The 25,007-nt window shown below is 40.4% G+C and carries 22 protein-coding genes, 1 tRNA gene and 1 pseudogene; 18 read left to right on the top strand and 6 right to left on the bottom strand.

All coding sequences use genetic code 11. The annotated features are described in order from the left end of the window. The first annotated feature begins 16 nt into the window (after positions 1-16). The 11 genes and pseudogenes from M1F56_RS08305 to M1F56_RS08255 all read left to right on the top strand — a co-directional run bounded on the left by M1F56_RS08305 (position 17) and on the right by M1F56_RS08255 (position 11,544). A complete protein-coding gene (locus tag M1F56_RS08305) occupies positions 17-796 on the top strand; it encodes an L-threonylcarbamoyladenylate synthase (protein ID WP_247917411.1) in 780 nt (259 codons plus the stop codon). Positions 797-960: 164 nt separating this feature from the next. Continuing rightward, entirely contained in the window at positions 961-2,589 is a 1,629-nt protein-coding gene (locus M1F56_RS08300) for an AAA family ATPase (protein ID WP_247917410.1), read from the top strand. After that, complete coding sequence (locus tag M1F56_RS08295) at positions 2,576-3,880, top strand: McrC family protein (RefSeq protein WP_247917436.1); 1,305 nt, start codon at positions 2,576-2,578, stop codon at positions 3,878-3,880. The genes M1F56_RS08300 and M1F56_RS08295 overlap by 14 nt, the downstream gene beginning before the upstream one ends. 173 nt (positions 3,881-4,053) lie before the next feature. Then, positions 4,054-5,040 (top strand): GMP reductase, encoded by a 987-nt coding sequence (locus tag M1F56_RS08290; RefSeq protein WP_247917409.1) that lies wholly within the window; start codon positions 4,054-4,056, stop codon positions 5,038-5,040. Positions 5,041-5,107: 67 nt separating this feature from the next. Next, positions 5,108-5,179: transfer RNA gene (locus tag M1F56_RS08285), tRNA-Arg, on the top strand. A gap of 184 nt (positions 5,180-5,363) precedes the next feature. Beyond that, positions 5,364-6,062, top strand: coding sequence for a ribonuclease III (rnc, locus tag M1F56_RS08280; protein ID WP_125449239.1), 699 nt, complete (start codon positions 5,364-5,366; stop codon positions 6,060-6,062). Next, entirely contained in the window at positions 6,053-9,592 is a 3,540-nt protein-coding gene (smc, locus tag M1F56_RS08275; protein WP_247917408.1) for a chromosome segregation protein SMC, read from the top strand. The genes rnc and smc overlap by 10 nt, the downstream gene beginning before the upstream one ends. A 143-nt stretch (positions 9,593-9,735) precedes the next feature. Beyond that, on the top strand, positions 9,736-10,662 hold the full coding sequence (locus tag M1F56_RS08270; RefSeq protein WP_000633638.1) for a bifunctional riboflavin kinase/FAD synthetase: 927 nt from the start codon (positions 9,736-9,738) through the stop codon (positions 10,660-10,662). Between the two features lie 143 nt (positions 10,663-10,805). Then, the gene (locus M1F56_RS08265) at positions 10,806-11,000 is read left to right on the top strand and encodes a hypothetical protein (protein ID WP_084938678.1); all 195 of its coding nucleotides are present in this window, start codon (positions 10,806-10,808) and stop codon (positions 10,998-11,000) included. 75 nt (positions 11,001-11,075) lie between these two features. After that, on the top strand, positions 11,076-11,312 hold the full coding sequence (locus tag M1F56_RS08260; RefSeq protein ID WP_033585340.1) for an AbrB family transcriptional regulator: 237 nt from the start codon (positions 11,076-11,078) through the stop codon (positions 11,310-11,312). Continuing rightward, positions 11,309-11,544 (top strand): annotated as a pseudogene (locus M1F56_RS08255) (hypothetical protein). Before M1F56_RS08260 ends, M1F56_RS08255 begins: the two are co-directional and overlap by 4 nt. 92 nt (positions 11,545-11,636) lie before the next feature. Here the strand turns inward: M1F56_RS08255 and M1F56_RS08250 are convergent. Genes M1F56_RS08250 through M1F56_RS09715 form a run of 3 tightly spaced genes read right to left on the bottom strand, consistent with a single transcriptional unit; the run spans position 11,637 to position 13,486 of the window. Further along, on the bottom strand, positions 11,637-12,452 hold the full coding sequence (locus tag M1F56_RS08250) for a TIGR03943 family putative permease subunit (protein ID WP_247917407.1): 816 nt from the start codon (positions 12,450-12,452) through the stop codon (positions 11,637-11,639). Next, positions 12,449-13,354 (bottom strand): permease, encoded by a 906-nt coding sequence (locus M1F56_RS08245; RefSeq protein ID WP_247917406.1) that lies wholly within the window; start codon positions 13,352-13,354, stop codon positions 12,449-12,451. Before M1F56_RS08245 ends, M1F56_RS08250 begins: the two co-directional genes overlap by 4 nt. Next, positions 13,355-13,486, bottom strand: a complete 132-nt coding sequence (locus M1F56_RS09715) for an SPJ_0845 family protein (RefSeq protein WP_000268696.1) — start codon at positions 13,484-13,486, stop codon at positions 13,355-13,357. Between the two features lie 130 nt (positions 13,487-13,616). Between M1F56_RS09715 and M1F56_RS08240 the strand changes: the two genes are divergently transcribed. From M1F56_RS08240 to M1F56_RS08230, 3 genes are read left to right on the top strand one after another with little or no spacing between them, the layout of a single operon-like run. Then, the gene (locus M1F56_RS08240) at positions 13,617-15,746 is read left to right on the top strand and encodes a Tex family protein (protein ID WP_247917405.1); all 2,130 of its coding nucleotides are present in this window, start codon (positions 13,617-13,619) and stop codon (positions 15,744-15,746) included. Beyond that, the gene (locus tag M1F56_RS08235) at positions 15,733-16,176 is read left to right on the top strand and encodes a SprT family protein (protein WP_247917404.1); all 444 of its coding nucleotides are present in this window, start codon (positions 15,733-15,735) and stop codon (positions 16,174-16,176) included. The genes M1F56_RS08240 and M1F56_RS08235 overlap by 14 nt, the downstream gene beginning before the upstream one ends. Before the next feature lie 59 nt (positions 16,177-16,235). Beyond that, the gene (locus M1F56_RS08230; protein WP_109290075.1) at positions 16,236-16,508 is read left to right on the top strand and encodes a PspC domain-containing protein; all 273 of its coding nucleotides are present in this window, start codon (positions 16,236-16,238) and stop codon (positions 16,506-16,508) included. Between the two features lie 104 nt (positions 16,509-16,612). Here M1F56_RS08230 and M1F56_RS08225 read toward each other — a convergent pair whose 3' ends face one another. Both M1F56_RS08225 and M1F56_RS08220 read right to left on the bottom strand, forming a co-directional pair. Further along, positions 16,613-17,263 (bottom strand): ABC transporter ATP-binding protein, encoded by a 651-nt coding sequence (locus M1F56_RS08225; RefSeq protein ID WP_247917403.1) that lies wholly within the window; start codon positions 17,261-17,263, stop codon positions 16,613-16,615. Position 17,264: 1 nt separating this feature from the next. Then, entirely contained in the window at positions 17,265-19,259 is a 1,995-nt protein-coding gene (locus M1F56_RS08220) for a DUF1430 domain-containing protein (protein WP_247917402.1), read from the bottom strand. A gap of 445 nt (positions 19,260-19,704) precedes the next feature. Between M1F56_RS08220 and M1F56_RS08215 the strand changes: the two genes are divergently transcribed. Further along, on the top strand, positions 19,705-20,463 hold the full coding sequence (locus M1F56_RS08215) for an ABC transporter ATP-binding protein (protein ID WP_033585331.1): 759 nt from the start codon (positions 19,705-19,707) through the stop codon (positions 20,461-20,463). Position 20,464: 1 nt separating this feature from the next. After that, complete coding sequence (locus M1F56_RS08210) at positions 20,465-22,453, top strand: ABC transporter permease (RefSeq protein ID WP_247917401.1); 1,989 nt, start codon at positions 20,465-20,467, stop codon at positions 22,451-22,453. A gap of 40 nt (positions 22,454-22,493) precedes the next feature. Here M1F56_RS08210 and M1F56_RS08205 read toward each other — a convergent pair whose 3' ends face one another. Continuing rightward, a complete protein-coding gene (locus tag M1F56_RS08205; protein ID WP_000136040.1) occupies positions 22,494-23,189 on the bottom strand; it encodes a VIT1/CCC1 transporter family protein in 696 nt (231 codons plus the stop codon). 205 nt (positions 23,190-23,394) lie between these two features. On the opposite strand from M1F56_RS08205, the gene M1F56_RS08200 reads away from it, so the two are divergent. Both M1F56_RS08200 and M1F56_RS08195 read left to right on the top strand, forming a co-directional pair. Next, positions 23,395-24,186, top strand: coding sequence for a Cof-type HAD-IIB family hydrolase (locus M1F56_RS08200; protein ID WP_247917400.1), 792 nt, complete (start codon positions 23,395-23,397; stop codon positions 24,184-24,186). After that, positions 24,186-25,004: a Cof-type HAD-IIB family hydrolase gene (locus tag M1F56_RS08195; RefSeq protein WP_000763420.1), complete on the top strand. Its 819-nt coding sequence runs from the start codon at positions 24,186-24,188 to the stop codon at positions 25,002-25,004. The genes M1F56_RS08200 and M1F56_RS08195 overlap by 1 nt, the downstream gene beginning before the upstream one ends. Positions 25,005-25,007: the final 3 nt, after the last annotated feature.

Raw genomic sequence — 25,007 nt, 5'->3', positions numbered from 1 at the left:
AAAAGGAAATAAAACTATGACAAAACACATTCAATGGAACGGAACACTTTCACAAGAAGGCTATGACATTTTAAAAGGAGAGGGTGGTTGTATCGTTTGTCCTACCAAAGTTGGTTACATCATCATGACCAGCGATAAGGCAGGACTTGAACGCAAGTTTGAAGCCAAAGAGCGTAACCGTAACAAACCAGGTGTTGTACTTTGTGGTAGCATGGACGAGCTACGTGCTTTAGCACAACTCAACCCAGAAATTGAAGCCTTCTACCAAAAACATTGGGACGAAGATATTCTCCTCGGTTGTATCCTTCCATGGAAACCAGAAGCTTTTGAAAAACTTAAAGCATACGGTGATGGCCGTGAAGAACTCATGACAGACGTGCGTGGAACGAGCTGTTTTGTCATCAAGTTTGGTAAAGCTGGTGAACAGTTGGCTGCCAAACTTTGGGACGAAGGAAAAATGGTCTATGCCTCATCAGCTAACCCATCTGGAAAAGGTAACCGCGGTAAGGTGGAAGGAATCGGAGAACGTATCGAAGGAGCAGTGGACCTTGTCATCGAAGCAGACGACTATGTGGCATCCATCCAACCTGACAAAACCATTGAAACTCGCTATGAGCAAGGTGTGATGGTGTCTATGGTTGATAAAGACGGCAAACTCATCCCAGAACAAGGAGGAGCCCGCTCAATCTCACCAGCTCCAGTTGTGATCCGTAAAGGGCTTGACATTGATAAAATCATGATGCACTTGTCAGATACCTTTAACTCATGGGACTACCGTCAGGGTGAGTATTATTAAGATAAAAAAGAAGTCTAGTGTTATGAGATATTAAAGCTCCTAACACTGGGCTTTTTGTTTAGAATTTCTTTTCTTTTTTATATAGATATGATATTCTATATATGAAATAGGGTTTTGAAATATTAAATACTAACTAGCCTATAATATGAAAATGGAGTTACAAAATGGAAGAAAAATTAAATTATTGGATGATAGTTGCAGGAGGAGGTGGAAAAGTTTGGTCTTTATTTAAAGAAGAGAATATAGCTTGTATAGATTTTGATTCTAATTTATCTAATATTTTAGATTACAATAATCCTGAAGAATTGAAGCAAGGAAAGCAGAGAAATTTATTTATTTGGAAGTTTGCACATGACATAAAAATAAATGATTATATAATAGCTACCTCAGGATTTAACAAAATTTTAGGTATTGGACAATGTGTGAAAACATATTACTTTGATGAAACAAAAACAGAGTTTAAACATTGTATTGGTGTTAATTGGTTGAAAGTAGATGGTGGATGGGAATACCAAAGAAAAAAAGGTACAAGACAAACCATCAACTGGGATAGAAATTCAGAACGTATCAATTTATATAAATCTATTCTAAATGGTACATACAGAAAAAATATAGAGAAAGTTGTTATGAATAAAAATATTAACGATTATTTAGATAAATTAAAAAAATCCAAAAACCTCATCCTTCGTGGTGCTCCTGGTACAGGAAAAACTTATCTTGCTAAAGAAATAGCGACAGAGCTAACGGGTGGTAATGAAGATCAAATCGGCTTTGTACAATTTCACCCTTCCTATGATTATACGGATTTTGTAGAGGGGTTGAGACCGGTATCAAATGGGGATGGAGCTATTGAGTTTAAATTACAAGATGGTATTTTTAAGCAGTTTTGCCAGAAGGCTAAGGAAGCTCAGAAAACTGGAGGACAAGATAATTTTGAGGAAACGTGGGCTAAGCTAACGGATGCTATTAATGAAAAACAAGGACAATACTTCTTCCCTCGTAGTTCGGTTCCAGCCAGTTTAAATAGTCAAGGGAATGTGAAGTTTGATTCTCCCGTTGCCACCAAAGAAAAAGTGTATCTTTTGTACAAGGGGGAAGAGACTAATTTAAAATATGAAACTTATCAAAAAATCGTTTTGGATCACATGAAAGAAAGTTATGGCTTATGTGATTATGTATCCCCAACGATTGATACTGATAAGAAATTCGTATTCATCATCGATGAGATTAATCGTGGTGAGATTTCTAAGATTTTTGGTGAACTCTTTTTCTCTATTGACCCTGGCTATCGTGGTGAAAAGGGAAGTGTTTCTACCCAATATGCAAATCTACACGAAACTGATGAAAAGTTTTATATCCCCGAAAATGTTTACATCATCGGAACAATGAATGATATTGACCGTTCGGTAGATACCTTTGATTTTGCTATGCGTCGTCGTTTCCGCTTTGTTGAAGTTACTGCTGAAAGTCAAGTTGCTATGTTGGATAAAGAACTGGGTATCCATGCAGAAGAAGCAAAACTTCGTCTTAGAAATTTGAACGCTGCTATCGAAAACGTTCAGGAGCTAAATAGCCATTATCATATCGGACCAAGTTATTTCCTTAAGTTGAAGGATGTAGATTTTGACTATGAATTACTCTGGTCTGATTACCTTAAACCGCTTTTGGAAGATTACTTACGAGGTTCTTATGAAGAGGCTGAAACTCTGGATACATTGAAAAAAGCATTTGATCTGACAAATAACGACCAAACAGATCCCCAAGATACTGGTGATAATGATGCGGATAACTGATAATCAGCATAGAATTGCTAAAGAAGACTTTGCCGCAGAATATCCCAACCTTAGTCAAGCGCTTCTTGATAGAACACTGGATAACCTTTCTAGAGAGGATAATATCTTTATTTTTCCAAATGATTTGACTCATACTCCTGATTTAGACAAGGAACAAAAGATTTTTGAAACAGCTAATCAGAAAATCAAGACAGGAAACGTGATTGGTTTTCTTGGATATGGTCAGGAAAGATTAACGATTTCCTCTCGTTTTTCTGATGAAAGTAACGACCATTTTTTGCATTATCTTTTACAAAAGGTTCTCAATATCAATCTGACTAGTTTAGATGTCGGTCTGTCTCCTGAAGATAAGCTCTATCAACTCTTGGTTTACCTCCTTCCCAAGTATCTTCAAGCTGCTCTCCGAAAAGGTCTTTATAAGGAATACCAGCGATTTTTCCATAACGATAGTCATGTGAAGGGCGTACTAGATGTTGGAAATCATCTGAAAAAAAATCTCCCTTTTATGGGAAATATTGCCTATACAACTAGAGAGTTTACTTATGATAATCCACTCATGCAGTTGATTCGGCATACGATTGAGTATATAAAGAATCAGAAAGGTTTCGGAGTTCTGCTCGATAGTAATCGTGAAAATATGACAGAAATTACTCGTGTAACCTCATCTTATAAACTAGCTGATCGTGCTAAGATTATCAGAATGAATAAAATCAAACCCATCCGACACGCCTATTTTAGAGAGTATAGAAAATTACAGGAACTCTGCTTGATGATTCTGAGTAGAGAAAAGCATGGTCTTGGGCCCCAATCCCAGATGGTACATGGTATTCTCTTTGATGTTGCCTGGCTTTGGGAAGAGTATGTTCATACCTTGTTGCCAAAAGGTTTCATCCATCCACGAAATAAAGATAAGACGGACGGAATTTCAGTTTTTTCTGTTGGGAAACGAAAAGTATATCCAGATTTTTATGACAGAGAACGAAAGATTGTTTTAGATGCAAAATATAAAAAACTGGAATTGACTGAAAAAGGAATTAACCGCGAGGACTTGTTCCAATTGATTTCCTATTCTTATATTTTAGAAGCTGAGAAAGCTGGACTGATTTTTCCTAGTATGGAGCGGTCAGTAAATAGTGAAATAGGAAAACTAGCTGGCTATGGAGCTCAATTGAAGAAGTGGTCTATTCGAATCCCTCAGAATGCCTCATCCTATAGTGCATTTTGTAAAATGATGGAAAATTCAGAAGAAAATTTTAAAGCGATTATTGATGAAGAAGTGGGGAGAAAATAATCTCTTCACTTTTTTTGCTATTTATATAAGTAATTCCCGAACGATATAATTTGATTATTGAAAATATTTGACAAAAACTGTACTTTGGTTTATAATTAATCAAGGAAACGTCGGAAAAGACGTAGTGATGCGAAGGCATAGGTAGGTCATTACAAAAGAAACGAGACATCGATATGTTAAATGAATTTCCAATTTTTGATTACGAAGATATTCAGCTAATCCCAAATAAATGTGTCATTAAAAGCCGTGCAGAAGCAGATACGAGTGTCACACTTGGAAATCACACTTTCAAACTACCTGTTGTGCCAGCAAATATGCAGACGATTTTGGATGAGAACGTAGCAGAGCAACTTGCTAAAGGCGGTTACTTTTACATTATGCATCGTTTTGACGAGGCGGGGCGCATTCCTTTTATCAAACGCATGCACGATCAAGGGCTCATTGCTTCCATTTCTGTTGGTGTTAAGGATTACGAGTATGACTTTGTTAGCCAGCTCAAGGCTGATGCTCCTGAGTATATCACGATTGACATTGCTCATGGTCATGCGGATAGCGTGATTTCTATGATTCAGCACATCAAGAAAGAATTACCAGATACTTTTGTCATTGCTGGTAACGTTGGGACACCAGAAGCTGTGCGTGAATTGGAGAATGCTGGTGCCGATGCTACTAAGGTTGGAATCGGTCCTGGTAAGGTTTGTATCACCAAGGTCAAGACTGGTTTTGGGACAGGTGGTTGGCAGTTGGCAGCACTTCGCTGGTGTGCCAAGGCTGCGCGTAAACCGATCATTGCTGATGGAGGGATTCGTACACACGGTGACATTGCCAAGTCTATCCGTTTCGGTGCTAGCATGGTCATGATTGGTTCCCTATTTGCAGGGCATATCGAAAGTCCAGGAAAGACGATTGAAGTCGATGGCGAACAGTTCAAAGAATACTATGGTTCAGCTTCCCAATACCAAAAGGGTGCTTATAAAAATGTAGAAGGAAAACGCATCTTACTTCCTACCAAAGGGCATTTGCAAGACACCCTTACTGAGATGGAGCAGGATTTGCAAAGTGCCATTTCCTACGCAGGTGGACGCAAGGTTGCTGACCTCAAGCACGTTGATTATGTAATCGTGAAAAACTCTATCTGGAATGGTGATGCTTCCCACTAATAGACGCTTAGTCCATCCATAAAAAACTTGTTATTAGAGCAAATTTCTGTTATAATAAGACAAGTTTCCACCCTTAGTGTAATGGATATCACGTAAGATTCCGGTTCTTGAGATGGGGGTTCGATTCCCTCAGGGTGGATGTAAACAGCCTAAAAAAGCCTTTAAATAAGGCTTTTTTCTTTATACTATCCCAAATCTGCCCCCTAGAATTGAAGAACTTTTTCTAAAAAATGCCCAAATTCCCTCCAGTCCCATTTTAAAGTGACTCAGAGGGCTTTTTTTGTTATAATAGAAAGGATCGTAATTATTAGAAAGAGGTCAGTATGAAAGAATTACAAACTGTACTGAAGAAGCGTTTTGCAATCGAATTTGCAGACAAGAATTTGCTGGAAACAGCCTTTACTCATACGAGTTATGCCAATGAGCACCGCCTCTTAAAAATTTCACACAATGAGCGCTTGGAATTTTTAGGAGACGCTGTTCTGCAATTATTGATTTCAGAATATCTGTATAAAAAATATCCTAAGAAACCAGAGGGAGATTTGTCCAAGCTCCGTGCCATGATTGTCCGTGAGGAGAGTTTGGCTGGTTTTGCGCGTGATTGCCAGTTTGATCAGTTTATCAAGCTGGGTAAAGGAGAAGAAAAGTCTGGTGGGCGCAATCGTGACACCATTCTCGGTGATGCTTTTGAAGCCTTTCTGGGAGCTTTGCTTTTAGACAAGGATGTAGCTAGAGTAAAAGAGTTTATCTATCAGGTCATGATTCCCAAGGTTGAAGTAGGTGACTTTGAGATGATTACGGATTACAAGACACACTTGCAAGAGTTGCTCCAGGTTAATGGCGATGTGGATATTCGCTACCAGGTGACCTCTGAGACGGGGCCTGCCCATGATAAGGTTTTTGATGTAGAAGTTCTTGTTGAGGGCAAGAGTATCGGAAAAGGTCAAGGCCGTTCTAAAAAATTGGCAGAACAAGAGGCCGCCAAAAATGCAGTTGAGAAAGGGCTGGATTCATGTATTTAAAGGAGATTGAGATTCAGGGATTCAAGTCCTTTGCTGACAAGACCAGGGTCGTCTTTGATCAAGGTGTGACAGCTGTCGTTGGGCCCAATGGTTCTGGGAAGTCAAATATCACAGAAAGTCTGCGATGGGCCTTGGGAGAGTCCAGTGTCAAGAGTCTTCGTGGTGGCAAGATGCCCGACGTTATCTTTGCTGGAACTGAAAGTCGCAAACCACTCAATTATGCTTCTGTTGTCGTAACCTTGGACAATGAAGATGGTTTTATTAAGGATGCGGGGCAAGTTATTAAGGTAGAACGCCATATCTACCGTAGTGGAGATAGCGAATATCGAATTGATGGAAAGAAAGTCCGTCTCCGTGATGTCCATGACCTTTTCTTGGACACAGGTCTGGGACGAGATTCCTTCTCCATCATCTCTCAAGGGAAGGTTGAGGAAATTTTTAACTCCAAGCCTGAAGAACGCCGTGCTATTTTTGAAGAAGCTGCTGGAGTTTTAAAATACAAGACTCGTCGAAAAGAAACAGAGAGTAAGCTACAACAAACTCAAGACAATCTCGACCGCTTAGAGGACATTATCTATGAGTTGGATAATCAAATCAAGCCCCTTGCCAAGCAAGCTGAGAATGCTCGTAAGTTTCTCGACTTGGATGGTCAACGCAAGGCAATTTACTTGGATGTACTGGTTGCCCAAATCAAGGAAAACAAGGCTGAACTAGAGTTGACAGAAGAAGAGCTAACGCAAGTTCAGGAACTCTTGACTAGTTATTACCAAAAGCGTGAAGAGTTAGAAGAGGAAAATCAGACTCTTAAAAAGAAACGCCAAGATCTCCAAGCTCAAATGACCAAAGACCAAGGAAGCTTAATGGATTTGACCAGTTTGATTAGTGACTTAGAGCGAAAACTAGCCCTGTCTAAACTGGAATCTGAGCAAGTAGCCCTCAATCAACAAGAAGCACAAGCCCGTTTGGCGACTTTGGAAGACAAGAGAAAGGCGCTAAGTAAAGAAAAATCTGAAAAAGAAGGGAATCTGGAACGGTTAGAGGAAGGTCTAGCTGAAAATAACAAGGAACTCAATCGCCTAGAAGCAGAGTTGTTAGCATTTTCAGATGATCCTGACCAGATGATTGAGCTCCTGCGTGAACGTTTTGTGGCGCTCTTACAAGAAGAAGCGGATGTCTCAAACCAACTGACCCGCATCGAGAATGAGTTGGAAAACAGCCGTCAACTATCTCAAAAACAAGCAGATCAACTTGAGAAATTGAAAGAACAGCTGGCTACAGCTAAAGAGAAGGCTAGTCAGCAAAAAGACGAGCTTGAAACCGCCAAGGAGCAGGTTCAGAAATTATTGGCAGACTACCAAGCTAGTGCCAAGGAACAAGAGGAGCAGAAAGCTTCTTACCAAGCCCAGCAGAGCCAACTCTTTGACCGTCTGGACGCTCTTAAAAACAAGCAGGCTCGAGCCCAAAGCTTAGAAAACATTCTAAGAAATCATAGTAATTTTTATGCGGGTGTTAAGAGTGTTCTTCAAGAAAAAGACCGTCTTGGTGGAATCATTGGTGCAGTTAGTGAGCATCTGACCTTTGATGTGCATTTTCAAACTGCTTTGGAGATTGCACTTGGAGCTAGCAGTCAGCATATCATTGTAGAAGATGAAAACGCGGCAACTAAGGCGATTGATTTCCTAAAACGTAACAGAGCTGGTCGTGCGGCCTTCCTTCCTTTGACAACGATTAAGGCGCGTACAATCTCTAGTCAGAATCAAGATGCTATCGCAGCAAGTCCAGGATTTCTGGGCATGGCAGATGAGTTGGTGTCGTTTGATAAGAGACTAGAAGCCATTTTCAAGAACTTGCTAGCAACGACAGCAATTTTTGATACTGTAGAACATGCACGTACGGCTGCTCGCCAAGTTCGTTATCAAGTCCGTATGGTGACACTGGATGGGACAGAGTTGCGTACAGGTGGTTCCTATGCGGGTGGTGCCAATCGTCAAAATAACAGTATTTTCATCAAGCCAGAGCTGGAGCAATTGCAAAAAGAAATTGCTGAAGAGGAAGCTGACTTGCGGTCAGAAGAAGCAAGTTTGAAGACCTTGCAAGATGAGATGGCGGTATTGGCAGAAAGATTAGAAGCTATCAAATCTCAGGGTGAGCAAGCTCGTATTCAGGAGCAAGGTTTGTACCTTGCTTATCAACAGACCAGTCAGCAAGTTGAGGAACTGGAAACTCTTTGGAAACTTCAAGAAGAGGAATTAAATCGCCTTACTGAAGGAGATTGGCAAGCGGACAAGGAAAAATGTCAAGAGCGCCTTGACACCATTGCCAGTGAAAAACAAAATCTGGAAGCTGAGATTGAAGAAATTAAGTCTAACAAAAACGCTATTCAAGAACGTTATCAAAACTTGCAGGAACAGATTTCTCAAGCGCGCTTGCTTAAGTCCGAACTGCAAGGACAAAAGCGGTACGAAGTGACTGATATTGAACGCTTAGGCAAGGAACTGGATAATCTGGATATCGAGCAAGAGGAAATCCAGCGTCTCCTCCAAGAAAAGGTTGATAATCTTGAAAAAGTGGATACGGATTTACTAAGCCAGCAGGTGGAAGAGGCTAAAACTCAGAAAGCCAATCTTCAACAAGGTCTGATTCGCAAGCAGTTTGAGTTGGATGATATCGAGGGTCAATTGGATGATATTGCCAGCCATTTGGATCAGGCTCGTCAGCAGAATGAGGAGTTGATTCGCAAGCAAACACGTGCTGAAGCTAAGAAAGAAAAGGTCAGCGAACGTTTGCGCTATCTACAAGTTCAATTAACTGACCAGTACCAGATTAGCTACACAGAGGCTCTAGAAAAGGCTCATGAACTGGAAAATCTCAATCTGGCGGAGCAAGAGGTTAAGGATTTAGAGAAGGCTATTCGCTCACTGGGTCCTGTCAACTTGGACGCTATTGACCAGTACGAAGAAGTTCACAACCGTCTGGCTTTCCTCAATAGCCAACGAGACGATATTTTGTCTGCGAAAAACCTGCTCCTTGAGACCATCACAGAAATGAATGATGAGGTTAAGGAACGCTTCAAATCAACCTTTGAAGCTATTCGTGAGTCCTTTAAAGTGACCTTTAGACAGATGTTTGGTGGAGGTCAGGCAGACTTGATATTAACTGAGGGCGATCTTTTAACTGCTGGTGTGGAGATTTCTGTTCAACCACCAGGTAAGAAAATCCAGTCTCTCAATCTTATGAGTGGTGGTGAAAAAGCCCTATCTGCTCTGGCTCTGCTCTTCTCAATCATCCGAGTTAAGACTATTCCTTTCGTCATCTTGGACGAGGTAGAGGCGGCGCTGGACGAAGCCAATGTCAAACGTTTTGGGGATTACCTTAACCGCTTTGACAAGGATAGTCAGTTCATCGTCGTAACCCACCGTAAGGGGACGATGGCGGCAGCGGACTCTATCTATGGAGTTACAATGCAAGAATCAGGTGTGTCTAAGATTGTTTCGGTTAAGTTAAAAGATTTAGAAGAAACAATAGACTAGTTACCAAACGATAGCATCTCTTAGGAGGTGCTATTTTTTAAAACGAGTACCTTGAATTGTCTATCAAGGTCAGTTCAGGCGCAAAAAACGACATTTGGGATTTCCTCTTAGCGAAAAGACTTGCTCTATGATATAATAGTTTCATGATTACAACAGTACCTATTAAGAACGAAAAAGACATTGCAGTACCGGGAAAAACAGTCCTTGTACTTGGTTATTTTGATGGCATCCACAAGGGACATCAGAAACTCTTTGAAGTGGCCAGTAAGGCCTCGATGAAGGACTATCTGCCAGTTGTCGTGATGACCTTTACAGAGTCGCCAAAACTTGCCTTACAACCTTATCAACCTGAGCTCATGCTTCACATCGTCAATCACGAGGAACGGGAGCACAAGATGAAGTGGCACGGAGTAGAGGCTCTCTTCTTACTTGACTTTAGTAGCAAATTCGCCAATCTAACAGGGAAAGAATTCTTTGATACCTATATCAAGGCTTTAAAACCGGCTATCATCGTGGCAGGATTTGATTACACGTTTGGGTCTGATAAGAAAACTGCGGATGACCTGAAGGACTATTTTGATGGAGAGATCATCATTGTTCCTCCAGTTGAGGATGAAAAGGGCAAGATTAGTTCTACACGGATTCGTCAGGCAATTCTTGATGGAGATGTAAAGGAAGTCAATCATTTGCTCGGCACTCCGCTCCCATCTCGTGGGATGGTCGTTCACGGAAATGCTCGTGGGCGTACTATCGGTTATCCAACAGCAAATCTGGTCCTAAGAGACCGAACTTATATGCCAGCGGACGGTGTTTACGTAGTCGATGTGGAAGTGCAGCGTCAGAGATATCGTGGAATGGCGAGCGTTGGCAAAAATGTCACCTTTGATGGAGAAGAACCACGTTTTGAAGTCAATATTTTTGACTTTTCAGATGATATTTACGGTGAGACCGTCATGGTCTACTGGCTGGACCGTGTCCGAGATATGGTCAAATTTGACTCCGTAGAGGAACTGGTAGACCAACTCCAGAAAGACGAAGAGATTGCTCGGAATTGGAAGGATGGAGAGTGAGAGTTAAAAAAGTAAACCAATTTTGTGTTTGCTTTTTTATTTTTGAAAGAAATTTTAATAGAAAGAAACATAATTGAAGGTTGATTGAAAATCTGTTAAAATAGTGATATTCATAACTTTAAAACCAAAGAAAAGAGACTAGTATGATTACAGGCGAATTAAAAAATAAAATTGATCAGCTATGGGAAATGCTGTGGACTGAAGGAAATACAAATCCTCTAACAAATATTGAATATATGATAGAAAGAGCAAAATCACAATTGGCAATTCAAAAATCTCTGGAAGAATTGGAAACCTTGAAAAAATCACTTATGCTGAGTATTCCGGTTAAGCTCTGATATGAAATAGTAGTTTTACACTATCATTGTAATTACCGTAATTATTTGTTATAATACTTCAAAGGAGGAAATAAGATGGTCGTAAAAACAAGAAAACAAGGAAATTCAATCACCATTACAATTCCAAGCGAATTCAATATTCCAAGTGGTGTTAAATATGAAGCAAAATTGTTACCAAGTGGCGAAATTATCTTTACTCCTGAAGAATTGGATCATCAGGTCTCTTATGTTTCTGATGATGCCTTTAACTTAAAATTGGATACAATTTTTGAAGAATACGACGATGTTTTCAAAGCTTTGGTGGAAAAATGACAGTCTATCTAACAGAAAAGCAAATTGAAAAAATCAATGCCTTAGTAATTCAACGGTATTCTCCAAATGAGCAAATTCAAACAGTTAGCTCTTCAGCGTTAAATATGATTGTGAGGAAGAAGCGGTTGATATGTGCGTGACTATAGCGGTAGAAGCTTTAACTGATGAAAAAATGATAAGCTACTCTAAATGGGTTTCTGAACATTCTGTCAGAGAAAAGGTCAAAAAGTAAGATAGTATGCTGGATTGAAATAAGTACAAGAAAAAAATGAAGAGGCAATATTAGAATTCTGTAATGCAGACATTCTGATATTCCCTCTTTTATTAAAACACGCGATATACATAAGGATTTTCTGGTTTGTCTACTTTTGTGAAACTCTCAACTTTCAGTGTTGGGAGTTTTTGTTTGAGTTCTTTATGGTAGTGGAGTGTCAGGGTTCCCCTAGCGGTAATCCAGGTATTGTCAGGATACTGGCGTGAGTTCCCCTTGGTCAGGAGTCCATATACACCAGAATCTGCGATACAGTGGATGATTCCAAAGCGAAAGAGAAACTGGCTATCTGGATGGCTAGGATCGTTATAGACAAAGCCTGTAAACTCGATTTTCTTTCCTTCAAACTCTTGAGGATAGTCATAGAGAACTTCCATGACCTCCATATAGTTTTCATCAGTGACTTGAATGGTTGGCTGGGTGAGGTATTTGTCAGCTGTAGACCTCATTTCCTTTTCATAAGCAGATTTGGAAAAATAGGTGCTGGTATCGGGTTTGAGGTATTGACTAGATGTTCCTTCGCTTGCCTGAATGGCTGTGTTGATTCCCTCAGCAAGTGGAAAATGATATCCCTTAGCAGATACGGTTCTCGAGTCCAAACTTACTGTCGGAAAGGCAACTCCAATCAACAGAGGTAGTGACAGTAACAGGATGCTGATTCGCCTAGCTAGACGACTCTCCAAATGGCTGTGAGAGTTGATTTTCTTGATCCAGATATAGAATTGGACCAGAGCCAACAGAAGAGAAAGGACCATAGAGATATAGACTAGATAGGAATAGTGGAGGTTAATGTAGTGACTGAGCTTGCCAGATAGCTGCAGATAAAGGGTCAGAGCAAAATAACCTAGTAGAATGATAAATCGGATCATAGCATCACCCCCAACATGTAAGAATAAAGCAAGACAAGCACTGTCACGATGCCCATGAATTGCCAGATGAAGCGTGCTTTTAGATAGTGTTTCATCATGAGGAGATTTTTGATATCAAGCATGGGGCCAATGACCAGAAAAGCAAGGACTGGCGCTAGGCCGAAGCTCGAGAGGAGAGAAGCACCGATAAAGGCGTCCGCCTCGCTACAAAGAGAGAGGAGAAAGGCTAGAAACATGAGCAAGAGAATCGCAAGGACTGGACTTGCGCTGATAGAGATCAAGATCCGAGTCGGGACATAGACCTGCACGATAGCCGCAAAGAGACAGCCAAAGACCAAGTAACGCCCCATATCGAAAAACTCATCAATAGCTTGTATAAAGACCTGAAAGACCTTTCTAGCAGGACTCAAGTGTGAAAAGTCATGTTCATGACAAGCGATAGAATTCTCTTTTTGAATGGGTTCCTTCCAGAAAAATCCTAGGAAAATACCAAGCACCAAAGCAATCACAATGGCTCCCAGGGCTCGCAAGAAGGCAAGTTTTATTGAATTGCCAAAGGCAGAATATGTGGCGAAAAGAACGATAGGATTGATGATGGGAGCAGTCACCAGAAAGGGAACTGCCGTGTAGCTGGGCACTTTCTTTTCCAGAAAACGATTGATAATCGGAACGATTCCACACTCGCAGGATGGAAAGAGAAAGCCAATGAAGGTACCAAAAAAGATCCTCCCCCAACGATTGCGAGGAAGAAACTCATAAACTTTATCAGGTGTGATATAGACTTCAATCAACCCCGAAATAAGACTCCCAATCAGGACAAAGGGAAGGGCTTCAATCATGATGGAGAGAAAAATAGCTCCTGCTTGTAATACACTAGGAGGAAGAGATTGGAAACTCGTCATCTATTTTTTCTTCTCAACTTTTTCTTTTTTGTCTTTGTCATCTGGGAAAGTGACTTGTGTTAAGTCAGGAAGTTTGGCAAATTCTTCAAACATCTTGTCCAAGTCATCGGTTTTTGTAAATTTAACAGCCATAGGCCTACCTCTTTTCTACATTCTACCTCTATTATACTATTATTTTGTGGAAAAGGGATTATTTTGATAATCAAAGATGCAAAAACAGGTAAGGCAAAACAAGAGTTGTTCCTTATGGTATAATAGGTATATGGATAAAAAATATGAAAAAATTTCCCAAGATTTGGGTGTAACCTTAAAGCAAATCGATACTGTTCTAAGTTTGACAGCAGAAGGGGCGACAATTCCCTTCATCGCACGTTATCGCAAGGACATGACTGGTAGTCTGGATGAGGTGGCGATTAAGGCCATTATCGACTTGGATAAAAGCTTGACTAATCTCAATGACCGTAAGGAAGCTGTCTTGGCTAAGATTCAAGAACAAGGCAAACTAACCAAGGAATTGGAAGAGGCTATTTTGGCAGCTGAAAAATTAGCAGACGTTGAAGAACTCTACCTTCCTTATAAGGAGAAACGTCGGACCAAGGCAACCATTGCCCGTGAAGCTGGACTCTTTCCTCTTGCACGCTTGATTTTGCAGAATGTAGCTGACTTAGAGAAAGAAGCTGAGAAGTTTGTCTGCGAAGGATTTGCGACTGGTCAAGAAGTCTTGGCAGGTGCGATTGATATTTTGGTAGAAGCCCTATCCGAAGATGTGACTTTGCGTTCACTGACCTATCAGGAAGTGTTGAGACATTCTAAAATCACTTCGCAGGTCAAGGATGAGAGTCTTGATAAAAAACAAGTTTTTCAGATTTATTACGAATTCTCAGAGACTGTTGGCAACATGCAGGGCTATCGTACCTTGGCTCTCAATCGTGGTGAGAAACTAGGTGTCTTAAAAGTCGGATTTGAACATGCGACAGATCGTATTCTTGCTTTCTTTGCTGCCCGTTTCAAGGTGAAAAATGCCTATATAGATGAAGTTGTTCAACAGTCAGTTAAGAAAAAGGTCTTGCCTGCTATCGAACGCCGCATTCGGACAGAACTGACGGAGAAAGCAGAGGAAGGAGCTATCCAACTCTTTTCTGACAACTTGCGCAATCTTCTCTTGGTTGCTCCGCTGAAAGGGCGCGTGGTTCTAGGTTTTGACCCTGCCTTTCGTACAGGTGCCAAGCTGGCTGTCGTTGATGCAACAGGGAAAATGCTGACGACCCACATCATTTATCCAGTAAAACCAGCATCAGCTCGTCAGATTGAAGAAGCAAAACGAGAATTAGCCGACTTGATTGGTCAGTATGGCGTAGAAATTATTGCCATCGGAAATGGTACTGCAAGCCGTGAGAGTGAAGCCTTTGTGGCGGAAGTTCTGAAAGATTTTCCTGAAGTCAGCTATGTTATCGTCAATGAAAGTGGCGCTTCTGTCTACTCTGCCAGTGAACTTGCTCGTCAGGAGTTTCCAGAATTAACCGTTGAAAAACGCTCTGCCATCTCTATTGCCCGTCGTTTGCAAGATCCCCTCGCTGAATTGGTCAAAATCGATCCTAAGTCAATCGGTGTGGGTCAATACCAGCACGATGTTAGTCAGAAGAAACTATCTGAGAGTCTGGACTTTGTCATCGATACCGTGGTAAACCAAGTTGGTGTCAATGTCAATACAGCCAGCCCTGCACTTCTCTCCCACGTAGCTGGACTTAATAAAACCATTTCTGAAAATATCGTCAAATACCGTGAGGAAGAAGGAAAAATCACTTCACGCGCTCAAATCAAGAAGGTTCCTCGCCTAGGTGCCAAAGCCTTTGAACAGGCTGCCGGTTTCCTCCGTATTCCTGAAAGTAGCAATATCCTTGATAATACAGGAGTTCACCCAGAAAACTATGCTGCGGTTAAGGAGCTTTTCAAACGCTTGGATATCAAAGACTTGAATGAAGAAGCACAAAATAAGCTTAAGTCTCTTTCAGTTAAGGAGATGGCGCAAGAACTGAATCTCGGACCAGAAACGCTTAAAGATATCATTTCCGACCTTCTCAAACCAGGTCGAGATTTCCGTGATTCTTTTGATGCACCTGTTCTCCGTCAAGATGTCTTGGATATCAAAGACTTAAAAGTCGGACAGAAGCTAGAAGGTGTGGTGCGTAATGTCGTTGATTTCGGTGCCTTCGTTGATATCGGGATTCACGAAGACGGCCTCATTCATATTTCTCATATGAGTCGCAAATTTATCAAACATCCCAGCCAAGTGGTGTCTGTTGGAGATTTGGTAACGGTTTGGGTTAAGAAAATCGATACCGAACGTGAAAAAGTCAATCTGTCGCTCCTCGCTCCAGATGAATCTAACTGAGTACGTTCAGTCTGTTTCACTCGAAGACTTTGGTAGACCTTTCACGCACCAAGCCCAGTGGAATTCTCGTCTGCGAACGACAGGTGGACGATTTTTCCCTAAGGATGGGCATTTGGATTTTAATCCTAAGATTTATAATGAACTAGGTTTGGAAGTCTTTCGCAAAATCGTGCGCCATGAACTCTGTCACTATCACCTTTATTTTCAGAAAAAGGGTTATCGGCATAAGGATCGAGATTTTAAGGAACTTTTGAAAGAAGTGGACGGACTACGCTTTGTCCCCCCTCTGAAAGACCAAAGTACCTACCTAGTCTATCAGTGTCAATCCTGCCAGCAAACTTATCAGCGCAAGCGTAGGATTGATACTAAACGCTACCACTGTGGCGTCTGCCGTGGCAAACTCGTCATCTTAAATCGGCCTAAGGACTGATGTTGATAGTTCTGATTCATGCTATACTACTTGTAAGAATACCGAAAGAGGAAACAATCATGAATACAAAATTTTATAAAATGAGACGAAACCGTATGGTGTCAGGAGTTTTAGCTGGGCTATCAGACAAGTGGAATTTTGATGTAACCCTAGTCCGCTTTCTCTTCGCCATTTTTACTATATCAAATTTTGGGATTGGTGTGATTATTTACATCATCCTCGCCTCTATCCTGCCAACTAAGGAAGAAATCGAAGCCGAAATGTACGGAACAGGACCACGCAAACGCAAGGAAGCCGAGGCCATTGATGACAATGATGGCTGGTTTTGGTGAGATTTAACAGGAAGTATTTATTATTTGCACTATATTACTTAAAAGAAGTAGCATAAATGACTGAAAATCCCTTGTGGTTATTTAGCCACAAGGGATTTTGATATTTAAGTATATTCTTTTCCATCTTGAGAGAGATGAATTACCTGATCAGCCATTTTCCAAATACTAGGATTGTGAGTTGCGATGATAATTGTTCTATTAGCATTACGAAGTTCAAGGAGAATTTCCATAATTTCCTTGGAATTTTTGGGGTCTAGCGAGGCGGTAGGCTCATCAGCTAGAATTAAGGGAGGGTCTTTCAGGATAATCTTAGCAAGTGCTATGCGTTGAGCTTCACCACCAGATAATTCATAGATGTTTTGGTTGAGACTTAGATAATCCAGTCTGACAGCTTGCAGTGCTTGAAGAAGAAGTCTCTCTTTCTCTTGTTTTTTGTTTTTCTTTTTACCAATCAGTCCCAGCTCAAGGTTTTCTCGAATGGTCTGACTTTCTAATAGTCCGAAGTTCTGGAAGAGATAACCTAGCTCGTTACGATAGAATTCCTCATTTTTTAGTGAAGTCAAAGACTTTCCTTTGTAAACTATCTCTCCTTTATCGAAAGTTTCTAGTTTTGCTAGCATATTGAGCAAAGTGGTTTTTCCACAACCACTGTCTCCTATCAAAGCATACACCATACCACTTTGAAAATTCAGATTCAAGTCTGAGAAAATGATACGAGAACCAAATTGTTTCCAAATATGTTGTAATTCAATCATACTATCCTCCTTTGATAATGCTAGCATAGGTTTTGCTTTCCTTTTTATCACAGATTTTTAATAGAAGAACAGCTAAACTTGAAAAGTTGAGAAATAGAATCAGGGTAATCCAGATATTCTTAGAAATAATGAAAGCCAGACTACTTCCGAGAAAGAGAGCTGTTATTTGAGAAGTGATATATCTACTGTGTAATTCAAAGAAATAATAACCTGCTATTTTTTTCAAGAATATGGTTTTGCGAAAGGCTTCAAAATAGAGCAGATTTAAACTTGTAAACAGCAAAATTGAAGTCAAAATAGCAAACATAGCACTCGCTAAGTTACTAAAAATTTCGATTTTAATTTTTTGATTTAACTGGAGATAGGTTTCCCTAGCAGACGATAGCCTTGAGACCATATGATCAAGTTGATAGTGTTTCAAAAGTTCTTGTGTTTGGTGGAGGTCTGTAAAATAGAGATATTCTAGATTTGTAAACCAGAAGATGGAGGAAGCCTTACCAAGTGCTTTAGGAGAAAGCACAAGAAAGATGGGATTTGATAACCATTGATCATAAGCGATATGGGTGGTATTATAGAGAAATACATCATTATTTTGATTGGTATAAGCTATACTAACTTCGACAGGAGGATTAGACTCGCTATTGTATAATCGGTTGGTTAACTCTTGTTGCAAGGTTGCTTTTATATCTTTTTCATTTTTTTGTAGTTCTTCTGGGAGTATGGCAAGAATCTGTCTATCTTTTAGGTTGTTGATTTTTTGAAAGGTTTCTGATGTTAACTCTATACCTTCTTTTTTGAAGTAGTCAGGTGTTACATAGAGAATATTTTTCCCTTCCAAGTCATAGGGATTTTGTTCAGAATCATTATGAGTTGAAAGAGAATGTTTTATAGCTTGAATAGCGAGATTATGTTTGACTAGAAAGGCATTTCCATTTTCTAAAGAATATTGAATAAAGTCAAACCATTTATCAGCATTTGTCTGCAGTTCATCTAAATTTTTCATCTGACTGGAACGCCCTGTTTTAAGAGTAACAACATTGGAGCGTTGTTCCCAAGTAGCTTGTCCAGCCTCATTTTTCTCAAGTATATGATAGTAAGTAGAAATACGTCCAAATCCTACAATAACCAGTAGAATGGCAAGTACCTGACCAAAGTAGAGAATGCGTAGAATTGACTTGATTGGTAATTTTCCTTTGATGATAGAGAGGAGATGGACTTTTTTTAAAGAAATGGTAAAAAGAAAGGCAATTAGAAGACTAAGTAAGAGAAGTAGGCTATTGTAAAGAATAAAAAGTATTCCTAGAAAAGTCTGAACTTCATAAGGATATCCCAAGGAAATGAGCAAGACACTTGCTATCAGCAAAGCAGGTAGACCAAAAAGAAGGATATCAAGTCCGTCTCTTGCGAGAGAACGAAAGAAGAGATGGCTCAACCGCTCTCCAGAAATCAATCTAATCCCTGACTGAGAAAGAGATTGAATCTGACCGATAACAATTAAAGCTAAGAAAGTCAGCAAAAAGATTAACATACTGATGAGCTGATCAGGTTGGGTAAACATGGCCAGTACGAAGGATACTCTGTCATTTTCAAATGCATTCGCTTTTTCTAGTCCAAGTTCTTTCAGATGAGTAGCCAATTCTTGACTAGTTAGGGTTCCGCTGATAATATTGTAGTTGTTGAGAAGATCGCTCTTGTGAATGCTTTCTTGACTTGCTGGGGGCATCCAGTCTGGGAGTTGCCCATCTCCAAAAGCTTCGTAGAGAGTTCTTGATTTTCCATCACTATCCACTTCCCAAATAGTTCTTGCGATGAGACTATTATGTTTCCTAGCAAGGCTGTCTAATTCTTGTTTGAGGGTAGTATAATCGACTTGACCACTGTGTACAGCCACACCTGGAAATAGGCGTTGAGGAAGAGCTTCTTTCCAAAAGGACAGAGTGGCAATGAGGAAGAAAGTTAAAAGAAGATTGCTGATGAAGAGAAAAACACGTTTCATAGGAACCTCTTTCTAAAAAAGAGGGAGCTGAGCCTCCCTCCTTATAGCAGTGATACGAATGATAGTTTAGCACCTTTAAAAATAATTAGCAGAAAGCCAATTCTTTTACAAGATGTTAAAGAAAGCCTTTTCATAACTTAATTTTACTATTTTTTTAAGAATAAAACAAGCAATGACAGGACTTCCTATAGTAGCCGTTTTCAAAAAAATTCCTCAATCTTACAAAAATGTAAGATTAAAGTCTCTTTTGTAAGGTTAGGTTATGGCAGGCCGTCTTTTTTTGCGATAAACTAGACTCATAAAGAACAAAGGAGCAAAACCATGAAAAGAATTTTACAAAAGAAAACAAGAAAACCAAGTCAAAAAGATATCGAGCGTGTTCAACTGGGATGCGCTATGATGCAAGCACAGTTTCAGATGATGGGATATTAAGAAGGAGAAAATCATGACACTTTTAGATGTAAAACACGTTCAAAAAATCTATAAAACTCGTTTCCAAGGCAACCAAGTAGAAGCCCTCAAAGATATTCACTTTACCGTAGAGAAGGGTGACTATGTTGCCATCATGGGGGAGTCTGGTTCAGGAAAGTCAACTCTGCTCAACATCCTAGCTATGCTTGACAAACCAACTCGTGGTCAAGTTTACTTGAACGGAGTAGATACAGCAACTATTAAAAACTCACGGGCTTCAAGTTTCCGTCGTGAGAAGTTAGGATTTGTCTTCCAAGACTTTAACTTGCTAGATACCCTGTCTGTTAAGGACAATATCTTGCTTCCGCTAGTCTTATCAAGAAGACCCATCACAGAGATGATGAAGAAATTGGTGGTAACGGCTGAAAATTTAGGCATCAACCAATTGCAAGAGAAGTACCCTTACGAGATCTCTGGTGGTCAAAAACAGCGGGTAGCAGTAGCACGCGCCATCATCACTGAACCTGAAATTCTCCTTGCGGATGAGCCAACAGGAGCCCTTGACTCCAAGTCATCTGCAGCTCTTCTAGATGTTTTTGATGAAATCAATGAACGCGGTCAAACTATTCTCATGGTAACTCACTCAACGGCAGCAGCCAGCAGGGCCAAACGCGTTCTCTTTATAAAAGACGGCATTCTTTACAACCAAATCTACCGTGGAGATAAGACAGAGCGTCAGATGTTCCAAGAAATCTCTGATACTTTGACTGTTATGGCAAGCGAGGTGAATTAGTATGTTCCGATTAACCAATAAGTTAGCGGTATCCAACTTAATCAAAAACCGCAAACTCTACTATCCATTTGCCTTAGCTGTTCTCTTAGCAGTGACCATCACCTATCTCTTTTACTCACTGTCACTTAACCCTAATATTGGCAAGATCCGAGGGGGAGAAAGTATTTCTGCGACCCTTGCTCTCGGTATGGTGGTTGTTACCATCGCTTCTGGAATTATTGTCTTTTATGCCAATAGTTTTGTTATGAAGAACCGCTCCAAGGAGCTAGGTGTATATGGTATGCTGGGTCTTGAAAAGCGCCATTTAATCAGTATGGTTTTTAAGGAGCTTGTTATTTTTGGTTCCTTAACCTTGACAGCTGGTCTCGGCTTAGGAGCCCTCTTTGATAAACTAATCTTTGCCCTTCTTCTGAAGCTGATGAAAATGAAAGTGGAGCTCGTTTCGACTTTCCAACCAATTGTCTTTATCCTAGTTCTCATCGTCTTTGGAGCTATCTTCCTAGGTTTGATTTTTATCAATGCCTTTCGTATCGCCCGCATGAATGCCCTTCAGCTCTCTCGTGAAAAGGCCAGTGGTGAGAAAAAAGGACGTTTCTTAGGCCTTCAAACCATTCTAGGTCTAATCAGTTTGGGAGCTGGTTACTATCTAGCAATAACAGTCGAGAATCCACTTTCTGCTGTTCTGATTTTCTTCGTAGCAGTCTTGCTGGTAATTTTTGGAACTTATCTTCTCTTCAATGCAGGGATTACAGTTTTCCTACAAATCTTGAAGAAAAACAAGCGTTACTATTACCAACCTAACAACATGATTTCCGTATCCAATCTTATTTTCCGTATGAAGAAAAATGCGGTTGGTCTAGCGACGATTGCTATTCTCTCAACCATGGTCTTGGTGACTATGTCTGCTACAACAAGTATCTTTAAAGCCTCAGAAAACTTCAAAAAGGTCATGAATCCACATGATTTCGGGATTACAGGACAGAATGTTGAAAAAGAAGACATAAATAAACTCCTAGACCAGTATGCTAGCGATAAAGGATTGACTGTCACAAATAAAGAAGTCCTTACATACAGTAACTTTGGTGTGGCAAACCAAGAAGGTACGAAATTGACAATCTTTAAGAAAGGTCAAAATCGTGTTAAACCGAAAACTATTTTTATGGTCTTTGACCAAAAAGACTACGAGAATATGACGGGTCAGAAACTTGGACTTTCAGGCCATGAAGTTGGATTGTTTGCTCAAAACAAGCAACTTCAAGGTCAGAAAGAACTGACTCTGAATGACCAGACCTACACAATCAAAGAAGAAATCAAAAAAGATTTTATTCTTGAACATGTCCCAAATCAGTACAATACTCTAACTTCGGACTATAACTATTTGGTTGTTCCTGACTTGAAAGCCTTTCTAGAACAGCATCCTAACTCTTCCATCTTTAATCAATACTACGGTGGTATGAATGTAACGGCTAGTGAGGACGAGCAACTTAAAATTGCAGATGACTATTCAAAATTCGTTAACAACTTTAATAGAGAATTAAACAAAGAGGGAAGCTATGTATACGGAAGTAATTTTGTTGATAGCAGTGCGCAGATGAGTGCTCTCTTTGGTGGAGTCTTCTTCATCGGTATCTTCCTCTCTATCATCTTTATGGTGGGAACTGTTCTCGTTATCTACTACAAACAAATCTCTGAAGGCTATGAAGACCGTGAACGCTTCATCATTTTGCAAAAAGTCGGTCTCGATCAAAAGCAAATCAAGCAAACTATCAATAAGCAAGTGTTAACAGTTTTCTTCCTCCCATTGCTCTTTGCCTTTCTACACCTTGCTTTTGCCTATCATATGCTTAGCCTCATCCTAAAAGTCATTGGCGTGCTAGATGCGACCATGATGTTGACAGTCACTCTGTCCATCTGTACTATTTTTCTCATCATTTACGTCTTAATCTTTATGATTACCTCAAGAAGCTATCGCAAGATTGTGCAAATGTAAAAAAAGATACCTCGATGCTGGTCGAGGTATTTCTTTTATCTTAAATACTAAAGAGTTGTCCTAAGAGGAAGGTTACTCCCATGGTGAGAAGTCCGATACAGAGGTTACGGATCATAGCAGTTTTCGTAGGAGCCTTGCCTAATTTAGCACTGGTATAGCCAGTGACGAGAAGGGAAAGGGCTACGATAAGAACAGTTGCAGGAATGCGATAGTCACTTGGAAAGACGGTGATCGAAAGCATAGGAGGAAGACTTCCCAGTACAAAGGCGATAAAGCTAGAGATGGCAGCATGCCAAGGATTGGTAAACTCTTCGTACTCGATTCCATACTTTTCTTCGACCAAGGCTTTGAGGGGATTTTTTAAGAAGGCCTTGTTGGTCAAGAGTTGGGCGGACGTTTCACACTCACCATTTTGAAGATAAGCGGCATAGAGAGATTGTTTTGCAGATTCGATGTCTTTATCCAAGAGTAATTGCTCTCTAGCAACAGCGGCTTCTTCCGTGTCTTTCTGAGTTGATACAGAGACATATTCGCCACCTGCCATAGAAAAAGCACCAGCGAGGATAGCGGCTAGTCCAGATAAAAAGATAATCCAGATATTGCTGGTCGCACTAGCAACCCCGATAACCACTCCAGCGATGGAAATAATTCCATCATTGGCACCGAGAACACCCGCGCGCAGGATATTGAGTCGGCCTGCAAAGTTTGCATCAATTTCATGTTTTATTTCTGTCATAGTCATCTCCTTTCTCTCCATTATAGAGAAAAGAGTAGGGGAATACAAACTTTTTAAACTATCTGAAAAAAGTTCTACGATTCTAATTTTTAGGCCCTTTGAAGTTTCTCCGAAAAAGTAGTGCTATCCTACTGTACTGGACCTTTTTAAACTTATCTATGGTATAATAGAAGATAGATTTATTAATTGGAGTATGAAGGATTTTATGATTAAACTTGTAGCAACCGATATGGATGGAACCTTTCTAGATGGAGAGGGTCGGTTTGATATGGAACGTCTCAAAAACGTACTTGTTTCCTACAAGGAAAAGGGGATTTATTTTGCAGTGGCTTCAGGTCGTGGTATTCTGTCCCTGAAAAAGTTGTTTGCGGATGTGCGTGACGAAGTGATTTTTATAGCTGAAAATGGGAGTTATGTTGAGTTTCATGGAGAGGATCTGTACGAGGCTACTATGTCTCGGGATTTTTACTTGAGCACTTTTGATGCTTTAAAGAAATCACCCTATTTTGATGAAAGAAAAATGCTTCTGACGGGGAAAAAAGCTTGTTACGTATTGGACACAGTGGATGAGACCTATCTCATGTTTAGCCGTCACTACAATGAAAACATTCAAAAAGTAGCACGTTTGGAAGATATCACGGATGAGATTTTTAAATTCACCACTAACTTTACAGAAGATACGATAGAAGCTGGAGAGGCCTGGGTCAACGAAAATGTTCCTGGCGTGAAGGCCATGACAACAGGTTTTGAATCCATCGATATTGTCTTAGACTACGTTGATAAGGGAGTGGCTATTGTTGAGTTATCCAAAAAACTAGGTCTAACCATGGATCAGGTCATGGCGTTTGGAGATAATCTCAATGACCTTCATATGATGCAGGTTGTTGGGCACCCAATCGCTCCTGAAAATGCGCGACCAGAGATTTTAGAATTAGCAGAAGCAGTGATTGGCCACCATAAGGACCAATCAGTGATGGCTTATATGGAGGGCTTGTAATGGCAGATATTAAATTGATTGCACTTGATTTGGATGGCACTTTGCTGACAACGGATAAAAAGCTAACAGATCGTACCAAGGCGGTCCTCAAAGCTGCGCGTGATCGTGGCATCAAGGTCGTACTGACAACAGGTCGTCCTCTGAAGGCTATGGATTTCTTTCTCCATGAGCTAGGGACTGACGGTCAGGAGGATGAGTACACCATCACCTTTAATGGTGGTCTGGTACAGAAAAATACAGGAGAGATTCTCGATAAAACGGTTTTTTCAATCGACGATGTGGCACGCTTGTACGAGGAAACTGAAAAACTCGGATTACCGTTAGATGCCATTTCAGAAGGAACAGTCTATCAAATCCAGTCGGATCAAGAAAGTCTCTATGCCAAGTTCAACCCAGCCCTGACTTTTGTGCCTGTCGCTTTTGAAGATCTATCTAGTCAGATGACGTATAATAAATGTGTGACTGCCTTTGCCCAAGAACCTTTGGATGCAGCGATTCAACAGATTTCTCCAGAATTGTTTGACCAATATGAAATCTTCAAATCGCGTGAACTCTTATTGGAATGGTCACCGAAAAACGTCCATAAGGCAACAGGTTTAGCGAAATTAATTAAACACTTAGGAATCAATCAAAGTCAAGTCATGGCTTGTGGGGACGAGGCCAATGACCTTTCCATGATTGAGTGGGCAGGTTTGGGAGTTGCTATGCAAAATGCAGTTCCAGCAGTTAAGGCAGTTGCAAATGTGATTACCCCGATGACCAACGACGAGGAAGCCGTTGCTTGGGCTATCGAAGAATACGTGCTAAAGGAGGACTAGGAT

Source organism: Streptococcus oralis, assembly GCF_023109005.1.
Classification (GTDB): domain Bacteria; phylum Bacillota; class Bacilli; order Lactobacillales; family Streptococcaceae; genus Streptococcus; species Streptococcus oralis_BU.
Note: the sequence above shows the minus strand (reverse complement) of the source record. Positions and strands in the feature narration are given on the sequence as shown.